20 protein-coding genes, 1 CRISPR repeat array and 1 riboswitch are annotated in these 25,766 nt (G+C 40.3%); of the genes, 10 read left to right on the top strand and 10 right to left on the bottom strand.

What is annotated here, in order from left to right; translation table 11 throughout:
• Positions 1-73: 73 nt before the first annotated feature.
• The 4 genes from KOLE_RS02230 (at position 74) to KOLE_RS02215 (ending at position 2,715) form a co-directional block, all read left to right on the top strand.
• Positions 74-604, top strand: coding sequence for a chromate transporter (locus tag KOLE_RS02230; RefSeq protein ID WP_012744945.1), 531 nt, complete (start codon positions 74-76; stop codon positions 602-604).
• Positions 601-1,122, top strand: coding sequence for a chromate transporter (locus KOLE_RS02225; protein WP_012744944.1), 522 nt, complete (start codon positions 601-603; stop codon positions 1,120-1,122). Before KOLE_RS02230 ends, KOLE_RS02225 begins: the two co-directional genes overlap by 4 nt.
• 164 nt (positions 1,123-1,286) lie before the next feature.
• Complete coding sequence (locus KOLE_RS02220; RefSeq protein ID WP_012744943.1) at positions 1,287-2,165, top strand: DegV family protein; 879 nt, start codon at positions 1,287-1,289, stop codon at positions 2,163-2,165.
• A 46-nt stretch (positions 2,166-2,211) separates the two neighbouring features.
• Complete coding sequence (locus KOLE_RS02215) at positions 2,212-2,715, top strand: TraR/DksA C4-type zinc finger protein (RefSeq protein ID WP_012744942.1); 504 nt, start codon at positions 2,212-2,214, stop codon at positions 2,713-2,715.
• Between the two features lie 77 nt (positions 2,716-2,792).
• Here the strand turns inward: KOLE_RS02215 and KOLE_RS02210 are convergent, their stop codons facing one another.
• The 9 genes from KOLE_RS02210 to KOLE_RS02170 form a co-directional block, all read right to left on the bottom strand.
• Complete coding sequence (locus KOLE_RS02210; protein WP_012744941.1) at positions 2,793-4,127, bottom strand: sodium/glutamate symporter family protein; 1,335 nt, start codon at positions 4,125-4,127, stop codon at positions 2,793-2,795.
• Complete coding sequence (locus KOLE_RS11655) at positions 4,105-4,752, bottom strand: hypothetical protein (RefSeq protein ID WP_201029973.1); 648 nt, start codon at positions 4,750-4,752, stop codon at positions 4,105-4,107. Before KOLE_RS11655 ends, KOLE_RS02210 begins: the two co-directional genes overlap by 23 nt.
• A 150-nt stretch (positions 4,753-4,902) precedes the next feature.
• Complete coding sequence (locus KOLE_RS11650; RefSeq protein ID WP_063727178.1) at positions 4,903-5,217, bottom strand: lysophospholipid acyltransferase family protein; 315 nt, start codon at positions 5,215-5,217, stop codon at positions 4,903-4,905.
• A 97-nt stretch (positions 5,218-5,314) separates the two neighbouring features.
• Positions 5,315-6,748, bottom strand: coding sequence for a hypothetical protein (locus KOLE_RS02195; protein WP_012744940.1), 1,434 nt, complete (start codon positions 6,746-6,748; stop codon positions 5,315-5,317).
• Entirely contained in the window at positions 6,729-8,018 is a 1,290-nt protein-coding gene (locus tag KOLE_RS02190) for a DUF58 domain-containing protein (RefSeq protein ID WP_012744939.1), read from the bottom strand. The genes KOLE_RS02195 and KOLE_RS02190 overlap by 20 nt, the downstream gene beginning before the upstream one ends.
• Positions 8,011-8,952, bottom strand: coding sequence for an AAA family ATPase (locus tag KOLE_RS02185; protein WP_012744938.1), 942 nt, complete (start codon positions 8,950-8,952; stop codon positions 8,011-8,013). Before KOLE_RS02185 ends, KOLE_RS02190 begins: the two co-directional genes overlap by 8 nt.
• A 28-nt stretch (positions 8,953-8,980) precedes the next feature.
• Complete coding sequence (locus tag KOLE_RS02180) at positions 8,981-9,712, bottom strand: DUF6062 family protein (protein ID WP_012744937.1); 732 nt, start codon at positions 9,710-9,712, stop codon at positions 8,981-8,983.
• A gap of 21 nt (positions 9,713-9,733) precedes the next feature.
• Positions 9,734-9,793, bottom strand: a riboswitch (Fluoride riboswitch).
• A gap of 134 nt (positions 9,794-9,927) precedes the next feature.
• Positions 9,928-10,839: a cation diffusion facilitator family transporter gene (locus KOLE_RS02175; protein ID WP_012744936.1), complete on the bottom strand. Its 912-nt coding sequence runs from the start codon at positions 10,837-10,839 to the stop codon at positions 9,928-9,930.
• Positions 10,840-10,871: 32 nt separating this feature from the next.
• Positions 10,872-11,735: a DegV family protein gene (locus tag KOLE_RS02170; protein ID WP_012744935.1), complete on the bottom strand. Its 864-nt coding sequence runs from the start codon at positions 11,733-11,735 to the stop codon at positions 10,872-10,874.
• Positions 11,736-11,941: 206 nt separating this feature from the next.
• Here KOLE_RS02170 and KOLE_RS02165 point away from each other — a divergent pair, with 206 nt between their 5' ends.
• A complete protein-coding gene (locus tag KOLE_RS02165) occupies positions 11,942-13,477 on the top strand; it encodes a B12-binding domain-containing radical SAM protein (RefSeq protein WP_041288817.1) in 1,536 nt (511 codons plus the stop codon).
• Here KOLE_RS02165 and KOLE_RS02160 read toward each other — a convergent pair whose 3' ends face one another.
• Positions 13,478-14,554: a metallophosphoesterase family protein gene (locus tag KOLE_RS02160; RefSeq protein ID WP_012744933.1), complete on the bottom strand. Its 1,077-nt coding sequence runs from the start codon at positions 14,552-14,554 to the stop codon at positions 13,478-13,480. It lies immediately after the preceding gene.
• A 287-nt stretch (positions 14,555-14,841) separates the two neighbouring features.
• Here KOLE_RS02160 and KOLE_RS02155 point away from each other — a divergent pair, with 287 nt between their 5' ends.
• The 5 genes from KOLE_RS02155 to KOLE_RS02135 all read left to right on the top strand — a co-directional run bounded on the left by KOLE_RS02155 (position 14,842) and on the right by KOLE_RS02135 (position 21,547).
• Positions 14,842-15,387 (top strand): tetratricopeptide repeat protein, encoded by a 546-nt coding sequence (locus tag KOLE_RS02155; protein ID WP_158303000.1) that lies wholly within the window; start codon positions 14,842-14,844, stop codon positions 15,385-15,387.
• Between the two features lies 1 nt (position 15,388).
• Complete coding sequence (locus KOLE_RS11015; RefSeq protein ID WP_012744931.1) at positions 15,389-17,272, top strand: M6 family metalloprotease domain-containing protein; 1,884 nt, start codon at positions 15,389-15,391, stop codon at positions 17,270-17,272.
• A 137-nt stretch (positions 17,273-17,409) separates the two neighbouring features.
• Positions 17,410-19,602: a VIT domain-containing protein gene (locus KOLE_RS02145; protein ID WP_012744930.1), complete on the top strand. Its 2,193-nt coding sequence runs from the start codon at positions 17,410-17,412 to the stop codon at positions 19,600-19,602.
• A gap of 149 nt (positions 19,603-19,751) precedes the next feature.
• Positions 19,752-20,522, top strand: coding sequence for a lamin tail domain-containing protein (locus KOLE_RS02140; protein WP_012744929.1), 771 nt, complete (start codon positions 19,752-19,754; stop codon positions 20,520-20,522).
• 92 nt (positions 20,523-20,614) lie between these two features.
• The gene (locus tag KOLE_RS02135; RefSeq protein ID WP_012744928.1) at positions 20,615-21,547 is read left to right on the top strand and encodes an SIR2 family protein; all 933 of its coding nucleotides are present in this window, start codon (positions 20,615-20,617) and stop codon (positions 21,545-21,547) included.
• Positions 21,548-22,650: 1,103 nt separating this feature from the next.
• Positions 22,651-25,229: direct repeats of the CRISPR family, unit length 30 nt; unit sequence GTTTGGAAAGAACCAATGTGGTATGGAAAC.
• Positions 25,230-25,766 lie beyond the last annotated feature (537 nt).

Below are 25,766 nucleotides of genomic sequence, written 5' to 3'. Positions count from 1 at the left end.
CCCTTAATAAATTCTAACATGGAAGAGACGATTAAAAGCGTATCATGTAAAATATTCAGTAGGGAGTGAAAAGATGAATGCATTTGGATTGTTCCTGACATTTTCGAAAATAAGCCTGTTAACGGTGGGCGGCGGCTACGCCATGATTCCCGTTATAAGGGAACAACTTGTGGTTAAGCGTGGCTTGATAAGTGACTCCGAATTTCTTGACGCTGTTGTCCGTGCTCAATCGGTTCCAGGAGCAATAGCGGTTAACCTATCCCTGATAATTGGCAAGAGGATAGCCGGGATCCCGGGTTCAATTGGATCGTTGCTTGGGGTTGTCGTTCCTCCTTTTTTGGTTATTCTTCTAATTGCCATGATATTTACGGAGTTCGTAAGTACTCCTGTGTTTTCGGGATTTTTGAAAGGGGTAAGAATTGGAATCACCGCGGCACTTATAATACTTTCTTTTAGTCTTATAAAAGAAAGCACGAAACAGATTAAAACCCTTGTGACAATAGCTGTATTTGCATTTGCCATTGTCATCTTTCAGCTTCCATCGTTTTGGGGACTCCTTTTATGTGGCGCTTTGATTTATATCTTTCATGGAGGAAAAAGATGATCGAGCTCTTTCTTACTTTTCTCAAGATAGGTTTTTTGGCTTTTGGAGGGGGATACGGTGCTCTTGGGTTGATTCAGGATGAGGTAGTTGTTGTTCACAGTTGGATCGACCACGATGCTTTTTTGGATTTGCTATCCATTTCTCAGATGACGCCGGGTCCAATAGCGATCAACACAGCGACATTTATAGGATACAGATTATATGGGCTTCCAGGTTCTTTTGTAGCTACCGCTGGTGTTGTTTTGCCAAGTCTTTTTTGGGTTTTTCTTATAACAGGAGCTTTAGGTATTGTGGCAAAAAAGTCGGATATTTCAAGGGTTCTCGAGGCTTTGCGATTTGCAGTAATTGCGCTCATCATCTCGGTGACTTTTAGAATAGGAATGAGTTCAATTACTGATTTATATAGTTTGAGCTTGTTGGTTTTTGTGATATGGCTAAAGGTAAGATACAGATTATCTGTCATATGGATTGTTTTGATATCCGGGTTGATTGGAGTTGGTTTGGAATTTTTAAACTGACAGGGTATTTTTGATAGAATAAAATAATAATAGTTTTTAGTTCCTGGTTGATAGTTGTTAGTTATCCGCGATTAATAAGGTGACAACGTGTTCTCTTGATTGCTTTTCTCTGAAGCTTTTTGAAAAGTCTTATTCTGACACTCTAAGTTGTATGGGGGATTGAGTTGCTTGCTATAGCAATAGATAGAGTGCTGGATATACCGGAAAATATCGCGAAGAAAAAGGGAGTTTACATACTTCCTATTCCTGTTTACATAGACGGGAAAATGTACCTTGATGGTGTAGATATAACCTCTGAAGAGTTTTACAGAAAGTTTCATCCTGGAGTTGTATTGAAAACCTCGGCACCTTCATTGAAGGTTATTGAAGAGTTTTATGAGAGGATTAAATCCGATGGTTATGATGAGTTGCTTTTTTTCCACGTTTCTCCTGAATTAACGAGTGTGCCCAATGCCATCAAGCTTGTAGCGTCTCAGATCAAAGGACTGAAGGTGCATTTCTTTGACACGAGGCAAATATCCATTGGTGGCGGATTTGCTGTAATGAGAGCTATCAAACTTCTCGAAAAGGGGAAATCTGTGAAGGAAATAATTGATATCCTTAAAGACTTCAGTAAAAACGTGTGTGTTCGTTTTACAGTTTTTAATCTTGAATATCTGATAAAAGGGGGAAGACTCACTAAAATTGAAGGTCTTATTGGAGCTCTTTTAAAGATAAAGCCTATTCTTGGAATAGATAAAACAGGCAGTATAATTCCATTTCACAAAGCACGCAGTACGAAACTTGTGATGAAGAAAATGACCGACGATATTGTTGAACATTTGAGAAATCGGAGAAAGAATAATATACTCGCAATAGGGTGGGGACATAGTCGAATGAAAGAGTATGCGCTGGAGCTAAAAGCAATACTTGAAAAGAAGCTTAGCGATTTTCTTGAGGAAGTTCCAGAATTTATCCATATTTATTTGCCCCCAGTTCTTGCATGTCATAGTGGTCCGGAACTTTTTGGTTGCGCTGCATATGGTGAACCTCTTTCGGAGTAATGGTTTGTTTGGGATTGGATGGTAGAATAATTTAGGAGGTTTAAATATGGCTCGAACGTGTTCTTCCTGTGGAAAAATCGTTCCTCGGGGTGAAGCAATAAAAATAGATGGTGCTATTTACTGTCTTGAATGTGCTGCAAACTTAGGGAATAAAACAAAAAACAAAGGTTGGTCAGCAGAGTTTGGAGTTCCCGATGTAATTCTTCTGTCTGTTGAGACAATACCCGTAGAAATCACTGCTTACTTCCAGGCTATCTCCTCTGAAGTACTTGTTTCAATAAATCCGGAAAAGTTTAGATTGTACGGTGAAAAAGACTCTCCTATAAAAGTTGTTTCTCTTACCTATGACATAGATACCTTCAAACTTCAGCTAATGGAAGACCTCAAGATCCAGGCTGGAATAGTTGGTGCAAATGTTGTACTTGGTGTAAAAGTTTTTTACAATACTATCAGCTTCATAGATGACGAGAAACTCCTGATAGTTTCTATGAGTGGTACACCTGTTCTGGTAGAAGATACTTCATTCATAGAGCATCATCATAGAAAATAATGAGCATTGTCAAAAGTTCCTTCACGCGAAATATCTGCCCGAAAAATACCCGAAATTATCTAAGAAACATGGCTATATTACGTGCTTTTTGAAAATCTTCGAAACCACACTATGTACAGGAAAAATCCATACGCGAGCATGGTCAAAAGTGTGTACAAAAAGTAAACACTGTTTCCTGTTCTAAGCGCAAAAGCAGGAACATTTAACACCGCGATCATTGGTATTCCTACAAAGATAGAAAATCCACTCCCGAAGACGAGATTTTCGGCTGTTCCTGTTTCAAGGGCAGGATCGACCTCTCTGAGAAGCGCCATACCTGTGGAAATCGTACCGGTGAGCATACCAAAAAATGCCAGAGTGTTCTCGACAATATAGTCTTTCATGGTTTTTTTCACAACATAAGAAATGTAAATGTAGGTAAATATACCGCCAAGGAAGGTTATAACAAAGAGCGGGAAAAAGACGGTACTTATCTTAGCGTAAACGACAGCGCTTATCGATGCGGCAACCATGAAATCAAAGACGCCTCCGGCAATCCTCTGCAGAATGAAATTATTGAGATAGTTTTCACTGGTAATTCCCTTTTCATGAAGTTTGTCGTATATCTTTCTAAACAACATGGCAAATATTGCGCCAAAGACAAAATGAAATCCCCACATGACCGTTGCGAAGGTTTCGCCGAGAGCTCCGAGCGGTGCGAGAACTTTTTCAAGAAGTGTCAGAAAAACCATAACCGCGAAATAAATACCGCCTATGATTACGAGTTGTATGGTCATTCCATCCATATCGGAAAATTCGTAGTCTTTAACTTCAAGAACCTTTTTCTCGATGACCTTCACGCGGGGTTTTTTGTGGTTACCATGGGCAAATATATTTAAGAATATTATGCCGCCAATAGTCGCCCACGTGAATCCTGCTGCTGCCACTGCGAGTCCAATGGAAGAGCCGTTCAACAATCCAAGCTTTTCCCATTGTGAGCCAATTGAGAACGCCTGACCTGGCCCCTGGCCAAAACCAAGGGGCAATAGAAGACCAATTATAGGGGATACATTTTTGTTGAAGAGGTTGAATCCATATGCCATGATCATACCGATGATCCCTTGAAAAAGATATGTGGAAACAATTATAAATCCGGCATTCATGGTGCTCCTGGTTTTACGGCTTTTCGTTTTTCTTAGTGCAAGACTTATGAAACCTATACCCATCAGATGATATATGGTCTGTCCGAGTTTTTCGTAATCCAGGGGAACAACCTTAAATAGATTTGGCCCAAGGATTAATCCGATAAATCCCGCGAGGATAGCGTTAGGAATGATGAACTTTCTTAAAAACGGTAGGAATCTTTTTAAGATTATGGCAATAGCAAAAAAGATAGAGATATAAATGAAATTATCTATCATCGACCAGTACATAATCCCCCTCCTTAAGTAATTTTACAGTTTTGTATATTAAAAGTGATGAATGATTCGTGGTGAGTCGTACGACGCTGTCTTCAAAAATGAATTCGTTGACCCTTTTGAGGAATGTTGTTAGTCCTCTGATTTTTTCTAAAGGATAGATATTGTTACCGATGGAAAGAGCTTTTTTCGTTATACTAACCCCACCTGAAGCTTTTTTTACGATTCTGGCGGATTTTCTGTCTCTTTCCACTATCTTTCCGTACTCCAGGTTTATCAATCCACCATTTTCTTTGATGTATTCATACAAGATTCTTTCTTGTTCAGCCATAAGAAAATCCAAACGAGAATTGTTTACATATCCATATTCATCCACTATCAGTTCATATCCGCATTTGGTGCACTTTGCTTTATCTCCTTTTGCCTTGATTGATTTGAATGTTTGACATTTTGGGCAGAACCATATGACCCTTTCAATCCCTTCAGCTTTATTTTTGCCAATAAACTTTATTTTCTTTTTTTCCTGCCAGTCCCATTCAGAATCACTTATGAAGTCGATAGCTCTTTCATCTTCAAAGATAGCTAATTCTATCTCGATTTTTCCTTTCCTCGCATAATCTGCCCAACGCGGCTTTGACAAATAGCCACCATGGATCTTTGTGGCTAGAGTAGGGACCTTTACCTTTTCAAGAAGTTTATTTGTCCCTTTTGGTAGTTCTCCGAAGTTACCGTTCCATGTGACCGAGCCTTCAGGGAAAATACCGACTATACCGCTTTTCCTTAAAGTGGCCTATATTTGTCTTATAGTATTCATATCCGGGACGCCTTTTTGTTTTGCTATTGCACCAGAAGCTTTTAGGATTGGGCCTGCCCACCAGGCTTGAAAAGTTCCCCTTGCAGCTACCCAAACGATGGGGTAATCAAGAATAGCATTGATAAAAAGCGGGTCGAGAAAGTGAGTGTGATTACCTATGATCAAAAAGGGTGGCTTTGGTATTTTATCCACTCCTTGAACACACAGGTTATATTTTTTTATGAAGCTTTTTGTGAGAAATCGTTTTGCGAGGCGCCAAAGCCATGTATCACCGGGTAGCTTTTCAGTCACCAAACCCCTCCTTATTGAGATGGGAAACTTTTTTATCAATATCATTCTAACATTGAATTATTCTTCGGCATCATAATGTTCAGAAAACTGTTTTTTCTTACATCTCTTTGTTCTCTGAAAGTGCATTGACGATCTTTAAGAGGTTTTTGTGGAAACTCTCAAGGTCTCTGTGCAAAGGTTTTCTTCCTGCATATTTAACCAAAACGTACAATTCTGTGACCAGTTTGAGGTTTTTTTCAAAATCGCTTTCTTTTTCTTTTTCGAGTAGTTCGTAAGGTGTAAGGTGATGAAACCCGGAATAGTACTTTCTTCGAAGCCACCAGTAGGCTCCAAGGATGTAATTAACAGTTGGCGAGAAAGCCGGAACTTCATCCAGGGGATATAGTATGATTCCTTCAGGGATTTCTTCCGGAGCTTCTTCTGGCTGCTCTTTCTCTTTCTTTTCTTTCAATATTCTGATTAAAAAGGAAAAGAGCAATATTGCAAATACAACACCTACAATAACGGTGCCGATTGTGAGGAAAGATCTTAGAGTTATTCCGATTAATGGTACGGTATCTTCAATTCCCTTTTCTTTATTGTCTTTCTCGATGGGCTGTGAATTAAGGTTTGCTGATGGTGCTCCTGTATATCCTGGTTGTTCGTTCGGAACAGCTGCTCCGAAAACAGGCTTATCTGGTTGTTCTCTTAAATACATAAAACCCATGATTGCTAACGAGAGGACCAGTACAAATACGACGGCACCAATTATTAAGGAGTTCCAGAAGCCTTTGATGCGAGTGGCTCTCGCATAAAGAACCAGCATTGTGCTTGCCCCAACAATCAAAAGCAGCAATACCACGAAATCGGATAGTTTATCCTCAAAGCTTTTATGTGCATTCAATATTTCTGGAGCATTGACCGGATGTTCGATATCGATCGAGTTTCCGGTTTTGCTTGAAATGGGAATTTGATGGTTATTGGTAAGGTGTCCTTCTACAGCTGTGGCAGTGTTTGTCGTATTGAGTACCTCTAAAAGCTTGGCAGTTGGGCTGATTTCGAGATTCTCGGTAAACAGTATAATTGTTGATGAAGCGAGTACTAGAAGGATTAGAATACGTAAAGGGATTTCTTGAGAATGTATCAGAAGCCATCCAAGAAGTACCAACAAAAAAGCCACGATGTCCATGGGAACACCCAAAATGGGATTAATCGCCAAGGCTATACCAAGAAGGAAAACTCCCAACCCTGAACTGATAAGTTTTTCAGAAATAATCAGAACAATGGCAGCGAACATCATGATAAAAGCCAAGGACTCTTTTGCAGGGAGTTTTTCTGCCCCTGTTGTGAAAATGACCATGGCAATGATGGAAAAGGGAACCGAGAGGAAAATACTACACCCCATCCGGGATAGCGATTGCAAAGCAATAAGAACTATTATCCCTGTTAACGTTATTGTAGAGGTCAATGAGAACTCTCCACTGAAGAGATAAATACTCAGAAATATCGCATACACCATGACAATAGTTTTTTTAAACACTCTGCTGCTCAATTTCCATTACCACCTCTTGGAGTGATTGGTTGTCTCGCAATATTCGCACGATTATCTGTTCTTCCTCAAGAGCAGCCGCTTTTTCTTTTAGATCTCTCATGTCAATAGGAAGAAGTTCGTAAGATCGTGCTGGCTTGTAACGTGGATCCCTGAATCCATAAGGCATCAGGATCACGATAACTCTGGAACATCTAGCCCTTGCTTTCAACAAGACAGGAAGGATGGAATCAGTCAGATACATAGAGAAGAGCACAACGGTAGTAGCCGGGGTTAACTTCTCCACATCCGTTGATAGTACATCGGATAATTCTGGGCCGGTATTGGTCCCTTCAGAAATAGCGAGAAGTTCCACTGTTTTTACCCAATCATTGCTGAAACTTCCGGTACTTCTAAGCACTTTTTTCCCTACAACTGTCAAATCTATTTTGTGTCCGATTTTCGCGCTCCAGTGAATCAACGATGAGGCTGCCAGGATCGCCTGTTCTTCGTAAAATTCCCGAATTCTGCTCCATACGTCCCGGGCGAAAACTTCTTTTGAAAGATTCAGATCGAGATATAAATGTGTTCTACTGATTGCAGTGTAATTGAATTCTTTCACGTAAAGTGAGTTCATTTTTGCGGAAATTTTCCAGTGTATTTTGTTTAGGGGATCTCCGGAATATTCTCTGATCCCTTTCATATAGGTCATGTCTTCCATCAGTTTGAAATCACTCTTCAAACCCGGCAAAAGTTCTCGCAATCTGAGCGGAAAGTTCTCGAATTCCATCAAACTTGGAAGTACAAGAATCTCTTCCGGAGCTTCATAGGTAATCCAGTGTTTGAAGAAGCCCAGGGGATCAGGATAACTCAATAAACATTTTGAGACGTCCTTTATTCCCCGTTTCCCGAAATAGATGTGTGAACTTATTTTTGCCTCTTCGCGAGGCTTCAAGATCAATTTTTTCTTCCTTATTTTCGAAGCGCTGGAAGCAGATTCAACCATTGGCAAAAACCAGACAATGAGTTTTATCGGGGATTTGTTGTGAATCGTATAATCTATTTTTATCTTTTGATCGATGAAAGCCCTGTTCCTTTGAATTTTTCTTTTGACCGTTAAATTTTTGAGCAGGAATCGGCTCATGAAGAATTCAACCCAGAGAATTGCTACGAAAGCCGCAAATAGCAAAGAAAAACCATTAACCTGCAAAGTTAACCATATAAGGGCAATAATGGTCATAATAACAACGTTAGAAGATGAAGAAATTAGCTTCGTTGGTTTCAGTTCAGTCATTTATCAGCGGCACCTCAACCGTGTTGAGGATCTCATGGATGATTTCTTCGGGTGTGCGTTTCATGAGACGTGCTTCAGGTTTCAGCATTATTCTGTGCGAAAGAACATCTACAGCTATTTTCTTAACATCATCAGGAATCACAAAATTCCTTCCGGAAAGGGCTGCCAATCCTCGAGAAATATTCATCAAAGCAATGCTTCCTCTTGGACTTGAACCCAAGAGTAAATCCGGATGTTTTCTAGTGTTTTCTACAACAGTTGTAATATATTCCAATATCGATGGGTCGATCCGAACATTTTTCACCAGTTCTCGAACTTTTGTAAGTTCTGAGGCCTCAGTGACTGGTTTTATTGATTCAATAGGATGTACTTTTTGCATTCCTTCAAGCATTTTTATTTCCTGTTCTTTATCGGGATAACCCATGGATAAGCAGATTGAAAATCTATCGAGTTGGGCTTCAGGCAGCGAAAATGTTCCCTCAAATTCTACCGGGTTCTGGGTTGCAATAACAAAAAAACAATCGTTCAAAGGATAGGTTTTACCATCTATGGTAACCTGTTTTTCTGCCATTGCTTCAAGGAGTGCCGATTGGGTTCTTGGGGTGGTTCTGTTTACTTCATCGGCCAGCAAAATATCTGTGAAAATTGGACCTGGCCTGAAAACGAATTCTTTTGTTCGCATATCCAGGACATTTAATCCGGTTATGTCGGTTGGCAGGAGATCCGGGGTACATTGTATTCGTTTGAATTCAAGACCAAGCGAAATCGCAAGACTCCTTGCCAGCATGGTTTTTCCAACACCTGGAACATCGTTCAAAAGAACGTGACCACCGCTTATCATAACTGCGAGTGTTTTTTCTATAACGTTGTCTTTTCCAATGATTACTTTAGCTATATTTTTCAACACTTTTTCGCCGAATTTTTTTACCTGCATTATTCTCCCCCTCTTTTTTCAACAATCCTTAGTGTAATTTATCTAAAATATGTTTGCCTCCTAGAAGCCTTGCAGCTCTTTTCCATGCATCTTTCTCGTTGTTTATGCGTTCTTTTGAAAATCTATAATCATTTTTTCTGATAAATTCGCCCAATTCAGCTATTATGTTATTCATTATTTTAAGCTGAGTATTAAACAAAAAAGTAGCCGAGTTTCGATTCTTGCATGCTTCCATGATTTTGATGAAATGTGGTATACATAAACCATTTGACAGTGAAAAATATTCTCTAAATTCCTGTTTTTCAAGAGCTGAAATAAACTCATTGATATACAATTTTTCGAATTCTTTCTCTAAGGCGCAAGCGGGGCAACGACTTTTAATGGTTTCGTAGATCAACGAGCGTTTGTTCTTAAAGAGTTTAACATTATTCTTTGGTTTTAATAGTAGAGATGGTAGAACTTTAGTTGCCTGTTCAAGAATACTTTTGTATATTATTGATTGTCCAAAGGGATCACCCATTGACATAAGGAGTGCAGTGTGCTTTTTGCAAAAACCCATTGCATTGTCAATTGTTCCCATGATTCTTGGGTCATTAACCAGCTCATAGAGTAGTATATCAAAGTAATTGACAACGCTTTTTTCCGTTGCCAAACATATGGGACATACGTTTTTTTCGTTTTCAATTAGGTCAAGAAGGGTGAAATACGCCTGATTCTCTTTCTTCTGATTGTGTTTCATAGGCATCGACCATCCTATCAAAAAAATAAAAACTCCTACCTCATAGAGATAGGAGTCATCAGCCTTTTGGCAATTAGGGCGGACCCCATCGCCCAAAGAAATTTTATCATAAAAGGTACTTATTGTTACCAAAAAAGCGGTACAGTCAATTTCAAAAAAGATGTTTTATCAAATATACTGATAATTTCTCTTCCATTTCCTTAAGTCCTTGTTTGGTTGGGCTGTAGTAAATGTTTTTATTGCTTTCCATTCTTCTTACAACGATCCCTTTCAAATTGGATTGTAGAATGCTCTATATGGAACTGTTTCTCTAGAAGATCGTTTATTTCATCTAAATAGGCATCGGCTTTTTCCAGATTATTGTCAAAGAGTTCCACGTGACATTCGAGATATTTGTCGTGCCCATCTGTTGTCCATACATGGAGATGATGAACATTTTTCACAAAATCAAATTTCTCGATTTCTTTTGAGATCTTTTCTAGTTCAATATCCTTTGGAGTTCCCTGCATGAGAATATGAACGGATTCTTTCAATATGGAAATGGATTGAAAGAGTATGAAAACACCAACGACTCCGGTAAACAGGGGATCAAGAATTATCCAGCCGTAATTCCTTATGAGAACGGCAGCGATTATTACGAATACCGAAGAGAGAGTGTCACTTACGATATGTATGAAAGTCGATTTCACGTTCAAGCTCTTTTTTGCGTCATTGAATAGTAAAATGGCCGTGAAGAGGTTGCCGAGTAAGCCAATAACTGCAACTGTCAACATGACTGTACCGTTTATTTCCGAAGGGGTAAAAACTTTTTTGAATGCTTCCACAAAAAGGAAAAGCGCAATGGCAAGAAGAACAATTGAGTTCAGTGCAGCTGCCAGGATCTCTGCTCTCTTGAAACCGTAGGTATGAAACGGTGTTCGTTTTTTTCGCGCAATTCTTTTTGCTGAGTAGCTCACAATCATCGAGCTTGAATCAGTGAGATTGTGAAGAGAATCTGAAATCAGAGCCAGACTGTTTGATACTATTCCACCAATAAATTCCACGAGGGTTATCCCGAGATTCAGTACAATGGAAAACAATAATCGTCTTTCAGAGGTATCCTCAAAACTATGTGAATGCCCGTGTTTTTTTCTATGGGAATATGCCATTTTAATCCAGTCCTTTCCATCCCTTTTTGATATTATCTCACCATTGTAGAGATGCCAACGAGACCTCTTCCGCCGTGCACGAGTAGGGCTGGAGAGATTATCCCGGTGAAGAGTTTTTCTATTTTTACGTTTTTAAATTCATGAAGGAGCATTTTGGCAAGGTTCAATGTTCCTTCATCATCGCTGGATCTGTAAATTGCTAATGCTTCTACGTCCCTTTCGTTGATAAATTCTTGCGTCAATTCCGCCATTTTTTTGATGGCTCTATTCATTCCTCTGACTTTGGCTGCACTGTAAAAGGTTCCATCCTTTTCAAGACCTATAACCGGTTTAATATTCAATAGCTCTGCTATGGTAGCACTTATCTTTCCTATTCGACCGCCTGCTTTGAGAAATTTCAGAGTGGGAAGTGTAAACAAAACCTTTATTTTCTTTTCAACGTACTCTTTTAAGGTGCTGACTATTTTGTCAATGTTGTTTCCTGATTCTATGAGTTTGAAAGCTTTGAATATCAAAAGTGCAGAGCCAATGGAAACACTTCTGGAATCAACGATCTTTATTTTGAGGTGCGAAAATGTTTTTTGAAAGCTTTCTGCTGTCATCCGAAAAAGGTTTAGCGTCCCGCTTTGACTTCCGGCAATGTTTATACAAATGATTTCATTGATTCCTTTGCTCATAAGGCGAAAGAACCCTTTTTCCACATCGGAGTAAGCCGGAATTGAAGTTTTTGGAATGGTCCCATTTTCCATTAAGCGAAGCAATTCTTCACGTTTTATCTCATTGTCTCTGAAGGTTTGAGAATCTATGACTACCCGTACCGGGACAACCTCAACGTGACCGCTTTTAGCTATTCCATCGGGGACATCTGTTGCAGAGTCACAGAGAATGCCTATCATGCCTGAACCTCCTTTTTTGTTTTTAGTGAATGTCATGTGCATTTAAATCCCAACAATTTATTATACTTCTTTTCGCACGAAAGCAAAAAAAGAACATAATGCGAATTAATCTCTTAAAAGGTTTGGATTAAAAGATACAAGATGAGATACTAGTTTCAGGAGAAGAATTTTCAGGAAAGGTGGTGTCGCTTTTGAAAAACATACTAATGGTCTATCCAGAATATCCGGACACCTTCTGGGGATTCAAGCACGCTCTGAAGTTTGCTTCTAAAAGGGCTGCATTACCTCCATTGGGATTGCTGACGATCGCTTCTTATCTTCCAGATGAATGGAATATAAAGTTGGTCGATATGAACTGTGAGAGGTTGAAAGAAAAGGATGTTAGAAACAGTGATTACGTTTTTATAAGCGCTATGGCTGTACAACGTGAATCTGTCAAAGATGTCATACGGCGATGCAACGAATTGAATGTTCCGGTTATTGCAGGTGGACCGCTATTCACAATGGAACCCGATCATTTTCCGAATGCAGATCATTTCGTTTTAGGAGAAGCTGAAGAGATCATGCCAGAACTCGTAGAAGATATTGAAAATGGCAAATTGAAGAGATATTACGCAAGCCCGGATTTTCCTGATATAACAAAAGCACCTGTTCCCAGATGGGATCTTTTACATCTCAAGTGGTATTACTCGATGGGGATACAGTATTCCAGGGGCTGTCCATTCGACTGTGAGTTTTGTGAGATAGGTGCACTTAATGGCCATGTTCCAAGATCGAAAAGTACAGAACAGATTATTCAAGAATTGCAAACCCTCTATGATTTGGGATGGAGAAGATCTGTTTTTTTTGTGGACGATAACTTCATCGGGAAAAGATTTGACCTCAAACGGAAAGTTTTACCAGCTATTATCGAATGGCAAAAAGCGCATAACTACCCTTTCACATTCTACACGGAAGTATCCATAGATCTTGCGGATGACGATGAACTAGTAAACTTGATGACCCGGGCGGGATTTAACAGGGTTTTTGTTGGTATAGAAACTCCGGATAAGGAGAGTCTTAAGGAAACAAACAAATATCAGAATATCAAACATAATCTGGAGAAATCCGTAGAGAAATTACATTCTTCAGGTCTTGAAGTACAGGGGGGGTTCATCATAGGGTTTGACCATGATACGCCTTCTATATTCAAGCGTCAATTCAGTTTCATTCAACGAACGGGTATAGTAACGGCCATGGTTGGCATGCTGAATGCTCCTCGTGGAAGCAAGCTTTACGAGCGGATGCGTAATGAAGGCAGATTGATCAGTGAGTTTGTTGAAAATAACGTGGAGATTTCCATAAATTTTATTCCCAGAATGAATATAAAAACCCTGATCTCCGGTTATCAAAGGCTTATGAAACAACTTTATTCTCCCGTAAATTACTATAGACGGTTAAGAAAATTCTTGTCTGTCTATAAATTCCCCAATACTTTTAGATTGAAAAAAATAACTTTCATAGAAATCAAAGCCTTTTTAAGGTCGCTTGTGGTGATAGGGATATTTGGTAAAGAAAGGTTTGAGTACTGGAAATTACTCATATGGAGCCTCTTCAAAAAAAGAAGGCATTTTCCACTGGTCGTGGCGCTTGCAATATCAGGTTATCATTTCAGGAAAATAGCCGAGAAAATTTCAAAAAAGAAGGTTTCATTGATATTCGAAAAACCTTTCTCTTCCGGAAATCTTGCCGCTAAGATGTAATCAGTGTGGCTTTGACTCCACGAAGAGCCTCGAGATAAATCTGATTATCCTTCGTTTCATTAACCAACGCCAGATATTCATTATCTCTTTTTTGAAGCCCCTAACTAGCAATATTGTGAAAATGAACACACCGATTATGAAGACTATCCACCAATAATTTATTACCACGAAAGAATAAAGATAAAGCCACAGGAAGGCACCTATCCTGTCTATTACGTTGAAATCCGGGGAGTTAACCTTCACAACTTCATAATCAATGCCGGTATCTTTTACACGGACTATCAAATAGTGATAAAAATAATGTTCTTTGTTCAAACCAACCAATTCCGCTCCAGCACCACCGGTTACGATATACGGAACACCTTCCCATTCTCCTCTGAAATATCCGTGGATGTGGCCGGCAAAAACCATTGTAACGTTATATTTTTGTAGAAGCTTCAGTAGTTCCATGGCGTTTTTTGTGTTTTTTAATGAATGTCCGGGTTGTTTATCCATTGGAAGTCTCGGATCGAAGATAGGTACGTGAAGAAAAACAAACCTGTATTTGTGTTTTTGTGAGTTTTTCAATTGTTCTTCCAGCCATTTCATCTGCCAGGCACCTATGGTCTCTTCGTTGGAACTATCAAGAACTATGAAATAGACCTGATCAACGGCGAACGCGTAATACAGAGGACCGAAGAATTCGACGTAATTATTCATACCACCATCGGCAATGTCGTGATTTCCCGGGACAGGAATAAATGGCTTTTGTAGCTTAGAAAGCTGTTTCAAAAAAAAGTTGTATTTTGTTACACTTCCATCGAACACCATGTCTCCAGTATTCACAACGAATGTGATCTCGGGGTTGGTGTTGATCTGCTCAATTATCTTTCCAAAGGTTGAGATTGAATTCTTGTTATCCCCCAGGACAGCAAAGGAAAAGTTTCCCGAATGGGTTTTGATCTTGTTGACACTGTTGTAAACCACGTTTTTAACGGATTCACTTTGAATGAACGGCATGGTTATCTTTATAGCAGAAATCGCAATTAAGAAAACAGAAATTATCCAGATAATCAGGCATTTTCTTCTATTATTCATAGTGTTTGCTCCTTTTTTCTCATGATACTACTTATATCATATTTATATCATGCTTTTCAACGGCAAATCTACCCGACGTTGAGAATTTAATCAAAATGCTTTTAAGTGTATGTAGCGACAGGTAGCCTGTTGTTTTTTCTTGGGTGGTGAGTAGAAAAGGATTAAAATAAAAAAGCAAATGGCAACGTTAACAGCAAATTTTTCAACTAGGTAAAAACAATATAAGAAAGGAGGGAGCCAGCACACCACTCTGTATTGAAATGAGGAACCTTCTGCTGGCGTTCATCGTGAAGAAGACTGTTTTGAGTGTTGTAACTTTACTATTGTTGCTACTCGCGGTTACTTCCTGTGTAAAGATAGACGAGGCTCTCACAAGCGGTTTCGATTACCTTAAACTCGGGGATTATAATAGTGCGATATCGAAGTTTAACAAGGTTTTATTATTCTCAAACGATGAACAGAAAGAAGCTCTTGCTCGTGAGGGAATAGGTTGGGCCTATTATATGAAAGACTTCTTAAGTACCTCTGAGAATAATTTTCTCCTTTCGTTGGAGATGGTGCCCTCCAACGCCAACGTGAAAGCGGGGCTGGTTCTGGTTAATATCAGAAAAGGGAATTGGGATGAAGCTCTAGGCCACGGAGAGTTTATTGTTGATGAAACGGAGTTTCAAATTGACTATCTGCCAGACCCTCTTGGAAGGGAAGAACTGCTGAAATTGCTGGCCATTGCCTCGATACATGCACATGATGATGCGGCTTATAGTACTTATACAGGTATGATTACGGATCAGGATTTTGTTGATCGCCTCGAACAACTGAAAGGGGGCGAGTAAAATGAAGAAAGCTATTATTGTTTTTTTGCTCTTAATAGTAACTTCTTTAGCCTTTTCTGTTCCGGCATATCCGGGAGAGATAGCGCTTTCTCAACCCGATGGAACGATTTTAACGGTTAGGGTTATAGGTGATGAATTTGCACACGTCACCCTTTATAATGGATTTCCGATAATAAAGAATGTTGACACCGGTTGGTGGGAATACGCAGTTTTCGATGAAATTGGTAAATTGATACCTTCGGGGAGTAAAGCTGGTATTGATGCTCTTCCAGAACTCTTTGAGATTTCAACGGTTTATGATTATCTGAGCGCGGTGGAAAGACCTCAATATGTTGCCTGTGCCCCAACATCCGGTGTGCTGAAATTTCCGGTAATACTCGTGAACTTTTCTGATACAACCCCCACATACACGCCCGATGATATTGAACCGGTCTTTACCGGAGATTCCAATTCGGTAAAAAGCTATTATCTTGAGGTTTCTGGTGGAGAAGATACTCTTAAGCTTGAGTTTGTTGTTGTAGGTTGGTACACAGTATCCGCAACACATGGTTATTACGGAGAGGATGATGCCCATTGTTGGGAACTTGTAAGAGAGGCAGTGCAACTTGCGGACAACGATGATTTCGACTTTTCACAGTTTGATAACGATGGTGATGGTTATGTTGATAGTATCATCGTGATTCATCAGGGTGAGGGCCAGGAATTATCGGGAGATCCATATGATATATGGTCACACAGCGGGGATATCTGGCCGTACTTGTATTTAGACGGTGTGTATATAAAACATTACACGATCCAGCCGGAAACGGTGGGAGGAAAGTTGTTGACAATCGGGGTTGCCTGTCATGAACTCGGGCACGTTTTCGGGTTGCCAGATCTGTATGACACTGATTACAGTTCTGATGGAATTGGTTTATGGGGGCTGATGGCTGCTGGAGCATGGAATGGCATACACAGAGCTGCGGATTCCCCTGCCCATATGTGTGCCTGGAGCAAGAAAGAACTTGGTTGGGTAACGGTTGGTTCCTTGAATGGATTCAACGGCCATGAATTATTATCTCCAGTTGAAACCAACTTCGAGGTCCTGATGTTCGAAAATGCAGACCGTCCAGCCGGAGAAGAGTACTTTCTTTTAGAAAACCGTCAGTTGCTTGGCTACGATGCGGCTCTTCCGGGCGCGGGGTTGTTGATTTACCATATCGATGAAGATGCTTATCAGACCAATGATTTGCATAGAAGGGTAGATGTCGAAGAAGCGGATGACGACAATGCCCTTGATACTTACGGTGGAGATAATGGTTCTGCTGGCGATCCGTTCCCTGGAACTTCGGCAAATATTGAATTTGGTCCCGGCACTTCGCCAAGTTCGACATTCTACGATGGAACCTCAAAACTCAGTGTTGAAAATATAACTGTAAATGGTCTTGATATTGAATTTGACGTTCGTACCGGTGTGGTACTCAAAGCACCGCTGCCATATGTTATTTATGGAGAATCGAACACACTGGTGTATGAATTCATTTCCGAGATAGTGTCTTACAACCTGATTTCTCAGGATGCAACTATAATAGATTGCACACTTGCCCCCGATAGGCTTTCTTTGGATGTCCAGGTGCTGTCACCTGATCATCCCTTTGAGCTGACGCTTGAAGCGACGGATGGAACTGGCGAAAGTGAAGTCCTGACCCAGAGGTTCTTGCCTTTCATTTATCTAATTGTTCATGACGGTGTCTCTGAAAATCATCTTATCACTGTAAAAGAATTGAACTGGGATGAGGTTGAGTATGAGGCGCCTGACGGTACCTGGAACGGTGACGCACCGCTTTACTGGAAGTGGATAGATTCGTTGCCTGTCGAAGTATTTGGTCATCAATTGGAGGAGTGAAACCAGAATAAGCAGCAAATGCCCGCCTTTTGGCGGGCTTTTTTAGTTTTGAACGAACATTCTTTTTAGGTGGTCAAAGAATTGTTAGCATAAGTCTTTGCCGGCGGGGGAAACTAACGAGCGAAGGGGTGTCGTGTATGAAAAAAATGGTTGGTGCGTTGCTTGTTTTATTTCTGGTGATTTCTTCTATCGCCATTGCGGATGGGATAGTTATCCCGAATTGGGAATCGCATGTTATGCCACCACTCCCTGATGTACAAATGTTTTACATGACTTATCACTATGTGACTATAACTGTAGAGAATGGTATCGCAAAGGTAAGAATCGAAGAGGAGTTTGTGAATCCGAATTCTATGCCTATCGAAGCTGAGTACATCTTCCCTGTTCCATTAGGTGCCGTTATAGACAGGTTTTCCATGATCGTGGGCGATCAGGTTTATGAAGGAAAGGTTTTGCCAGCTGAAGAGGCACGGAAAATCTACCAGGATATCGTTAGAAGAATGAAAGATCCTGCGCTTTTAGAATATGCCAACAGCAGAATGGTGAGGATGAAGGTTTACCCATTTGAACCGGGAGAGCACAGGCGATTTGTTATTGAGTATGTTCAACCTTTGGAGCTGTGGGGATCATCGTATACGATGACGTATCCGTTGAAAATCGAAAGTATGCTTTCCAGATCCATAGAAAACGTTCGGATTGAAGTGGTCGCTGATCCGAACGAAATCTCTGACGTCTTTTCCCCGATACATTCTTTTAATTACATAAAAAAAGGCGACGAGAGTTCCTGGGTATTCTCAGCATCCGATTATGTTCCACGTTCTGATGTATCTTTAGCTTTGACAGTAACAGGGGGGACGCTTTCTTCCTCGATCATGAATTATTGGGATGAAGCAGACAGGCGCGGGTACTTTCTTCTCACCCTTGTGCCACCAAGAGAGCCTGAAAGAATCATTCCGAAAGATATAGTTTTTATTCTGGACATTTCCGGGTCTATGAGCGGTCAAAAGATTGAAAAAGCGAAACTCGCGTTGCTGCAGGTTCTGCAAATGCTCCATGAAGGTGATAGGTTTTCAATCATAACTTTCAACAATGAAGTAAACAATCTTACAGAGCGTCTGCTGCCTTTTTCGGATAGAACAGAATGGTATCCGGCAGTAAAGCAAATAATGGCTGGTGGCATGACAAATATTCATGATGCATTGCTTGAAGGTATTGAAGTTCTTGGTACGCAGAGTACGGATGACAGGTATAAAGTTGTGCTGTTTCTCACCGATGGTGCACCAACAGAAGGTATTACTGATATTGGAACAATTATCAGGGATTCCACAAAACTTGCTAAGGTAAGAGATGTACATCTTTTTGTTTTTGGTGTAGGATACGATGTAAATGCCGAATTACTTGATGAACTAGCAGAAAAAGGAGGGGGAAAGGTTAAATACATCGTTGAGAACGAAGAAATTGATGAAAAGGTTCTGGAGCTTTATAGAATGATAGAGACTCCGGTCATGTCGAATGTTCATCTTGAAATAAACGGTACAGATATTTCTTATGTTCTTCCCAAGGGACCTTACACCCTGTTCTCTGGAACGGCATTGAGGATATCAGGCGTGTATTACCATGAAGGTGTGGTAAACGTAACCCTTTCATGGGAGGAGAAACTCAATGGCGTCATTGTCCAGAATAAGATCAAATACAAATTTGATTTAACAAGGAACTCCAGTTTCCCGTTCATTGCTACTTTATGGGCACAAAAGCGCATTAGTGAACTGGCGAATATCTACAGGTATGATGAAACCCTGACCCCAGCACAGCGCGAAGAGATAAGGCAAGAAATAATCAATTTATCAAAGAAATACAACATAATCAATGAATTCACTTCTTATCTCATAGATCCCGAGAGCGAAATGGCTGCTGATTACAATGTCCCGATTCGTACCGGAAATAAATCGGTTATGCCAACACTGGTAGCACCATTGGGTGGAGTCATTAATTATGTTGAAGTTGGCGATATTCTCGCTTCGAAAGCTGTATCTGAAATGAAAGAGGATATCATTATTGCAGGGGAAGAAAATCGTCAGTATGTCGGTGATAAACTATTTGCAAAGTACGATGGCATTTGGACTCAGGAAGGGTTTGAAGAGTACAAAGGGCTGGAAGTTCACATCAAATCCTTCAGCGATGCGTATTTCCATCTGTTTTCCAGGGATTTTTGGATTGCTGATGTACTAAAGCTTGGAGATAAAGTTCGGTTCATCTATGAGGGATACAAAATCATTACTGGAAATGATGGAATGGAGACCGTTGATGAGCTTCCTGAGGTTCTGAGATGAACAGTAATTTTAATGAAAAACTTAATACAAGCCAAATTAACTGAAAAGCCCGACAGATGTCGGGCTTTTTTATAATATAATCAAGAAAAGTTACAAAATACGCTACATTATGGCATGGCCTTGCATCATTAAAATTAGGAGGCCTATTTATGTTGTACAAAAAAGGATTCACACTTGTTGAGCTGTTAATTGTTCTTGCTATTATTGCTGTTTTAGTTGCTGCACTGATTCCACCAGCGATGAATTCTATAAGAAAAGCAAAGGCTGTTCAGGTTGCCCGGAACCTGAAGAATCTTTCCATTGGTTTTGAAAATAAGATATTGGTGGATAACGTTCCCCCATTATCAATTGATGAGATTGGAAGGAATATTCCGGACAATTATGGAGTGGCATATGAAGTAAGTAATGGGACATGGTTGGTAGTTGTATATTATACTGGCAAAGATGTTGACTACGATACGCTCAAAACCATACTACCTGACGTTTCCCAGGACTACGTTCCGTTGAGCTCACCAACAGTATTGTCGGGAAGTCCGTCTTACTCAGAAGATCCTGAAAACATCTACTATAGCTACGTGATCTCGATAGGTGGCGGGACTCTAGAAGCAGATGTTGAGATCACAAACATTGAATACGCCGCAAATCCTGAAGTGGTTCATATAAAAAATCTCGGAACACTCTCTGTGAATCTTCTTGGGTGGAAGTTGAAAGATATAGCCAACCATATTTTCACATTTCCTAATTTCGTGCTTGAGCCGGGTGAAGAAGTCAGGGTCTATTCCCACGTTACCGCCAGCTCGCCGATGCCAGAAGGAGAAAATAATTTGAAGTGGACAGGGCAATATGTATGGAACAACGATGGAGATACTGCTTATCTCTACGATTCTTCAGGTGCAACGGTAACCACTTATTCTTATTGAGGACGGAAATGGATTTCCTGACCAAAAATAGAACATGATATAATCCAGAGAATATAGGATAGTTAGTCAAAGAAATGGAGGCTCTTAAGCTTATGATTTTTGAAAGAGAAATAGATGATGTAGTGGAATCCTTAAGAAACGCGAAAATACATGGTCGAAAAACTGCTCTCTTGATAGGTACAGGGTGTTCTGCTCAGGCCGGTGTTCCGACAGCAGCCAAGGTTGTAGATATGATAAAGGAGACCCGGCCTTTGGACTACGAAAGGGCCCCGAAAAAAACGTATTCCAAATGTATGAGCCAGCTAGCTCCTGGCGAGCGTAGGGATCTTATAGCCAATTTTACCGATGAAACGAAAGTAAATTGGGCGCATATTGTAATAGCGCAGCTTATGAAATCAGGTTATGTTGACAGAATCCTTACAACTAATTTTGACTCACTTGTAATTCGGGCCTGTGCTCTTCTCGGGGAATTTCCTGCCGTATATGATCTCACTACAAGTGCAAACTTCAAACCGGACTTCATCCCGGATAAAGCGGTTTTCTATCTTCACGGGCAGCGGACCGGATTTGAGCTTATCAATACCGAGAAAGAGTTTGAGGAACATGTTAAACGTATAGAACCGGCCATAATGGATACGGCACGGGGAAGAATGTGGATCGTTGTGGGATACAGTGGTAGAAACGATCCTGTTTTTGATCATCTGGCAAAATTCCAGCGTTTTGATTACAGACTTTACTGGGTGGGATATAAAGATAGCGAACCTCCCAAACATGTTCAAGAAAAACTTCTTCAAGAAGGTAAATACGCTTTCTACATCAGAGGTTACGATGCTGATAGCTTCTTCGTTAAATTAGCACAGAAACTCGATTGTTTTCCACCGGATTTTGTCAGTCAGCCGTTCTCTTATCTGCAAAATCTTCTGAGTAACCTCACTCCATGTCCTTTAAGCGAGAACAGCAAAGAGGATGTTGTGGAACTAACGAAAGAAAAAGTAAAAAAAGCAATTGAGCTTTTTGAGGAATAATACCGGAATTGCCTTTGGCAATGATGTGCGGAGCTGCGCTCCGGAGGCTTGAAACGCTGTCAGATGGTGAACGATGCGAACTGCAAGCGGTTGTTGCGAACTCTTTCAGAGTTGTTTCGAACCACTACGTGGTTGTTCCGAACTGCTTCGCAGTTGAAAAAACTGATAAAACAAATTTTACAAAAGCCAACTTTTCATCCTGAGCTCGATTCAGGATCTCCGGATCTTAACTTCTCGAATCTCGGGTCTCGAATCCCAGGTTTTTATCCGCCAAAGGCGCGTATTCGCTGCGAAGCAGCTTTATCGAACTCTCGGATCCCGAGTTTTAATCCGCCGAAGGCGCAAATCACCGGTGTAGCCGGTAGCTACAACTGCGAAGCAGTTCGAATCAACTACGAAGGAGTTCGCCCCACCGCCGCAGTCGGTTGTTCCAATCCCGAAGGGATTCGCGCCGCCACTTAGCACTGTTTACAGCTTCTTAGTCATTAATCAAGGCCGGAAGACACATATGCTGTACCCTTTATTTTACGAGTTAAACCTCTTGATTGGACTTAACTTTTTGTTTACATAATCCCGCTCGTTTATCGAATTCAGTCACTTGACTACATTTTGTAACACTTCTCTGTGATTTGCTACTATCCAACTTCACAAACGTTAGTTCGCTTTACGTATTGTCGGATCTCTGTTAAATTACGTTACATTTGTTACCGTCAGATGTTAAACGCTCGTTTTATACACCTTTAAATCGTACTATTTCTATTTTTATTAGTTGCTTTCAGAGCTTAATATATTCGTTACAGACCTTCGTCGAATCAACCGACCGGTAAAATTTTAGGTAATCCCCATCATTGGTTAACTACCCACGCTATTTAGAAATTCTCTAAAATCCTTAACAGAGATCCGACAAATCCTTGGTCATTTGACTGTCAACTCGTTTACATTTCAGGATTTTACGATATTTCTCTCCAGATGAGACATTTATGACTGCAACCCCCTTACTGATTAACTTTGCAGAAACATTTATTCCCATCCCTTCCAAAAATTCCCAAATTCCCTTGACTTAAGGCATTGCTTTCCCTTATAATTTACTTGTAATATATACTGTTTGGAAAGAACCAATGTGGTATGGAAACCCCGTGAAGGGCGCTTACTTACTACAAAACTTCCGTTTGGAAAGAACCAATGTGGTATGGAAACACTTAGCTGTAGGTGAAGACTTTGGCAAAAGAGTTTTGTTTGGAAAGAACCAATGTGGTATGGAAACGTACGATGTAGGCGGAGAACAGCTCATGTTCCCGGGGTTTGGAAAGAACCAATGTGGTATGGAAACGATAATAATTCTATAACTTTTTCTTCTTCTATTTCTTTGTTTGGAAAGAACCAATGTGGTATGGAAACGTTTCTATGGTATGCTCGTAAAACTTAAATTCTTTTGTTTGGAAAGAACCAATGTGGTATGGAAACGCACGAATTTTTTCTTAATTTCCCTTTTGGTTCCGGTTTGGAAAGAACCAATGTGGTATGGAAACTTTGTTGGCTATGACGCATTTAGCACATAGTGAAGGTTTGGAAAGAACCAATGTGGTATGGAAACTAGGAATTAACCAGGCATGGCCTAAGGGAGTGTTTGGTTCTGTTTGGAAAGAACCAATGTGGTATGGAAACGGACTTCGACGCAGTAAATTTGCATCCAGTTGAAGTGTTTGGAAAGAACCAATGTGGTATGGAAACAGTATTTCCTCTTTGGTATCAGCTGGCAATTCCGGTAGTTTGGAAAGAACCAATGTGGTATGGAAACTATCTTTTGTAATGCTTACCTTCATGCCTTCCACCTCGTTTGGAAAGAACCAATGTGGTATGGAAACGAGTGTCGGGAATTCGAGAGTGATTGAAAATTTATCGTTTGGAAAGAACCAATGTGGTATGGAAACTTGATAGTAAAGATGTCTATTCCTTTTTTATACAAGTTTGGAAAGAACCAATGTGGTATGGAAACAGATACCAGGCGATCAGGTCGCCGTCGTCATCTTGGTTTGGAAAGAACCAATGTGGTATGGAAACTTTTTTGTGTTCTTTGATTCATTCCAGGAAATTTCAAGTTTGGAAAGAACCAATGTGGTATGGAAACTTCCAGGAAATTTCAAAGCAAAAGCCTTTAATTTCACTGGTTTGGAAAGAACCAATGTGGTATGGAAACATAACCTTGTTCCATGCTTCTTCAGCTGTCTCAGTTTGGAAAGAACCAATGTGGTATGGAAACTTACTACGCTACCTTCAAGTAGCAAGTCAGATTGTTCCAGTTTGGAAAGAACCAATGTGGTATGGAAACTTTTTGTTGTCAAAGTTTTTCGCATGCATGAATGCTACGTTTGGAAAGAACCAATGTGGTATGGAAACCTTATGCTAGGCGAAAGCTATTAAAACCTTCACCGCCGTTTGGAAAGAACCAATGTGGTATGGAAACATCAGGGTAACCATAATCCACATTTTCCTCCAGCACAGTTTGGAAAGAACCAATGTGGTATGGAAACAGAAACAATCTGGCGTCAACATTCCCTTTCTTTATTTCGTTTGGAAAGAACCAATGTGGTATGGAAACTTTTGTGCTTCCAACAACTTATTTAGTTTCGATATTCTTGTTTGGAAAGAACCAATGTGGTATGGAAACTTTGTATGCAAAATGATATAGTCATGTATACCAATATAGTTTGGAAAGAACCAATGTGGTATGGAAACGTGTCTATGAAAAGCTGATTCTTTTCACAATATTTTCGGTGTTTGGAAAGAACCAATGTGGTATGGAAACTTGTTTTCTCCATCCAAGAAACTTAGCCATGCGGTGTTTGGAAAGAACCAATGTGGTATGGAAACTTGTTTTCTCCATCCAAGAAACTTAGCCATGCGGTGTTTGGAAAGAACCAATGTGGTATGGAAACCCGACTTTTTCGGTTGTTACTTTTCCTTTGAACGTTAGTTTGGAAAGAACCAATGTGGTATGGAAACTTTAATTCTTTTCGGGCTAATTTAAGTAGTTCTCTGTTTGGAAAGAACCAATGTGGTATGGAAACCATAAAAAAATGGCACGCATATGCGTGCCAAAACAAGTTTGGAAAGAACCAATGTGGTATGGAAACTAAAAAATGGTGAGTGCAATGCCTTCGAGTATAGCGTTTGGAAAGAACCAATGTGGTATGGAAACTAAGAGTAATGTACCAGGCGCTTAACTCTTCGTTATCACAGGTTTGGAAAGAACCAATGTGGTATGGAAACTTTAAGGTTATTGATGACTCGTGCAAATTCATCAGAAGTTTTGGAAAGAACCAATGTGGTATGGAAACTTTTCCAAAAACCGGAATTAACATCAACACCTTTTATTGTTTGGAAAGAACCAATGTGGTATGGAAACTAAGAGTAATGTACCAGGCGCTTAACTCTTCGTTATCACAGGTTTGGAAAGAACCAATGTGGTATGGAAACTTTAAGGTTATTGATGACTCGTGCAAATTCATCAGAAGTTTTGGAAAGAACCAATGTGGTATGGAAACTTTTCCAAAAACCGGAATTAACATCAACACCTTTTATTGTTTGGAAAGAACCAATGTGGTATGGAAACATCGCTTTTGACAGTTTCCATTTCCATTGGTTTCCACGTGTTTGGAAAGAACCATAGTGGTATGAATGGCCTTACGGCCATGAGGCTTGCGGACGCTGTCAGCTGATGGAGCGACGTTCGAAGACTGAGGCTCACAACGTTGAAGTAAAAACCAGGTATGCAAGCTGGTACAGAAGCCTTACTTCTTAGGAGGTACCGAATCCTCGATCTCAGATTTCATCAGCCTTGCGAGCGTCAGCCTCTGCAAGCGTCAACCTTGTGAGCGTCCGGAACGAAGTTCCGCACTTCAGCGCATGATCCTTGCGCTTCGTTTGGAAAGAACCATAGTGGTATGGAAACATGCGTGTGTATGCGCGGATGCGTCTGACTTTAACGTTGGTTTGGAAAGAACCATAGTGGTATGGAAACAAAACAAGCGAAGCGGTAAGGAAGCGGTAAGGTGGGGTTTGGAAAGAACCATAGTGGTATGGAAACACTTTTTTCTCAAGGTGTTCTATCTTTGAATGTAGTTGCTTGGAAAGAACCAATGTGGTATGGAAACTTTCTTTAACCCCCTTTGTTCTGATATTGTTCAACTATAGTTTGGAAAGAACCAATGTGGTATGG

This window comes from Kosmotoga olearia TBF 19.5.1, assembly GCF_000023325.1.
Taxonomy (GTDB): Bacteria; Thermotogota; Thermotogae; order Petrotogales; family Kosmotogaceae; genus Kosmotoga; species Kosmotoga olearia.
This window is presented reverse-complemented; position numbering and strand designations above follow the sequence as displayed.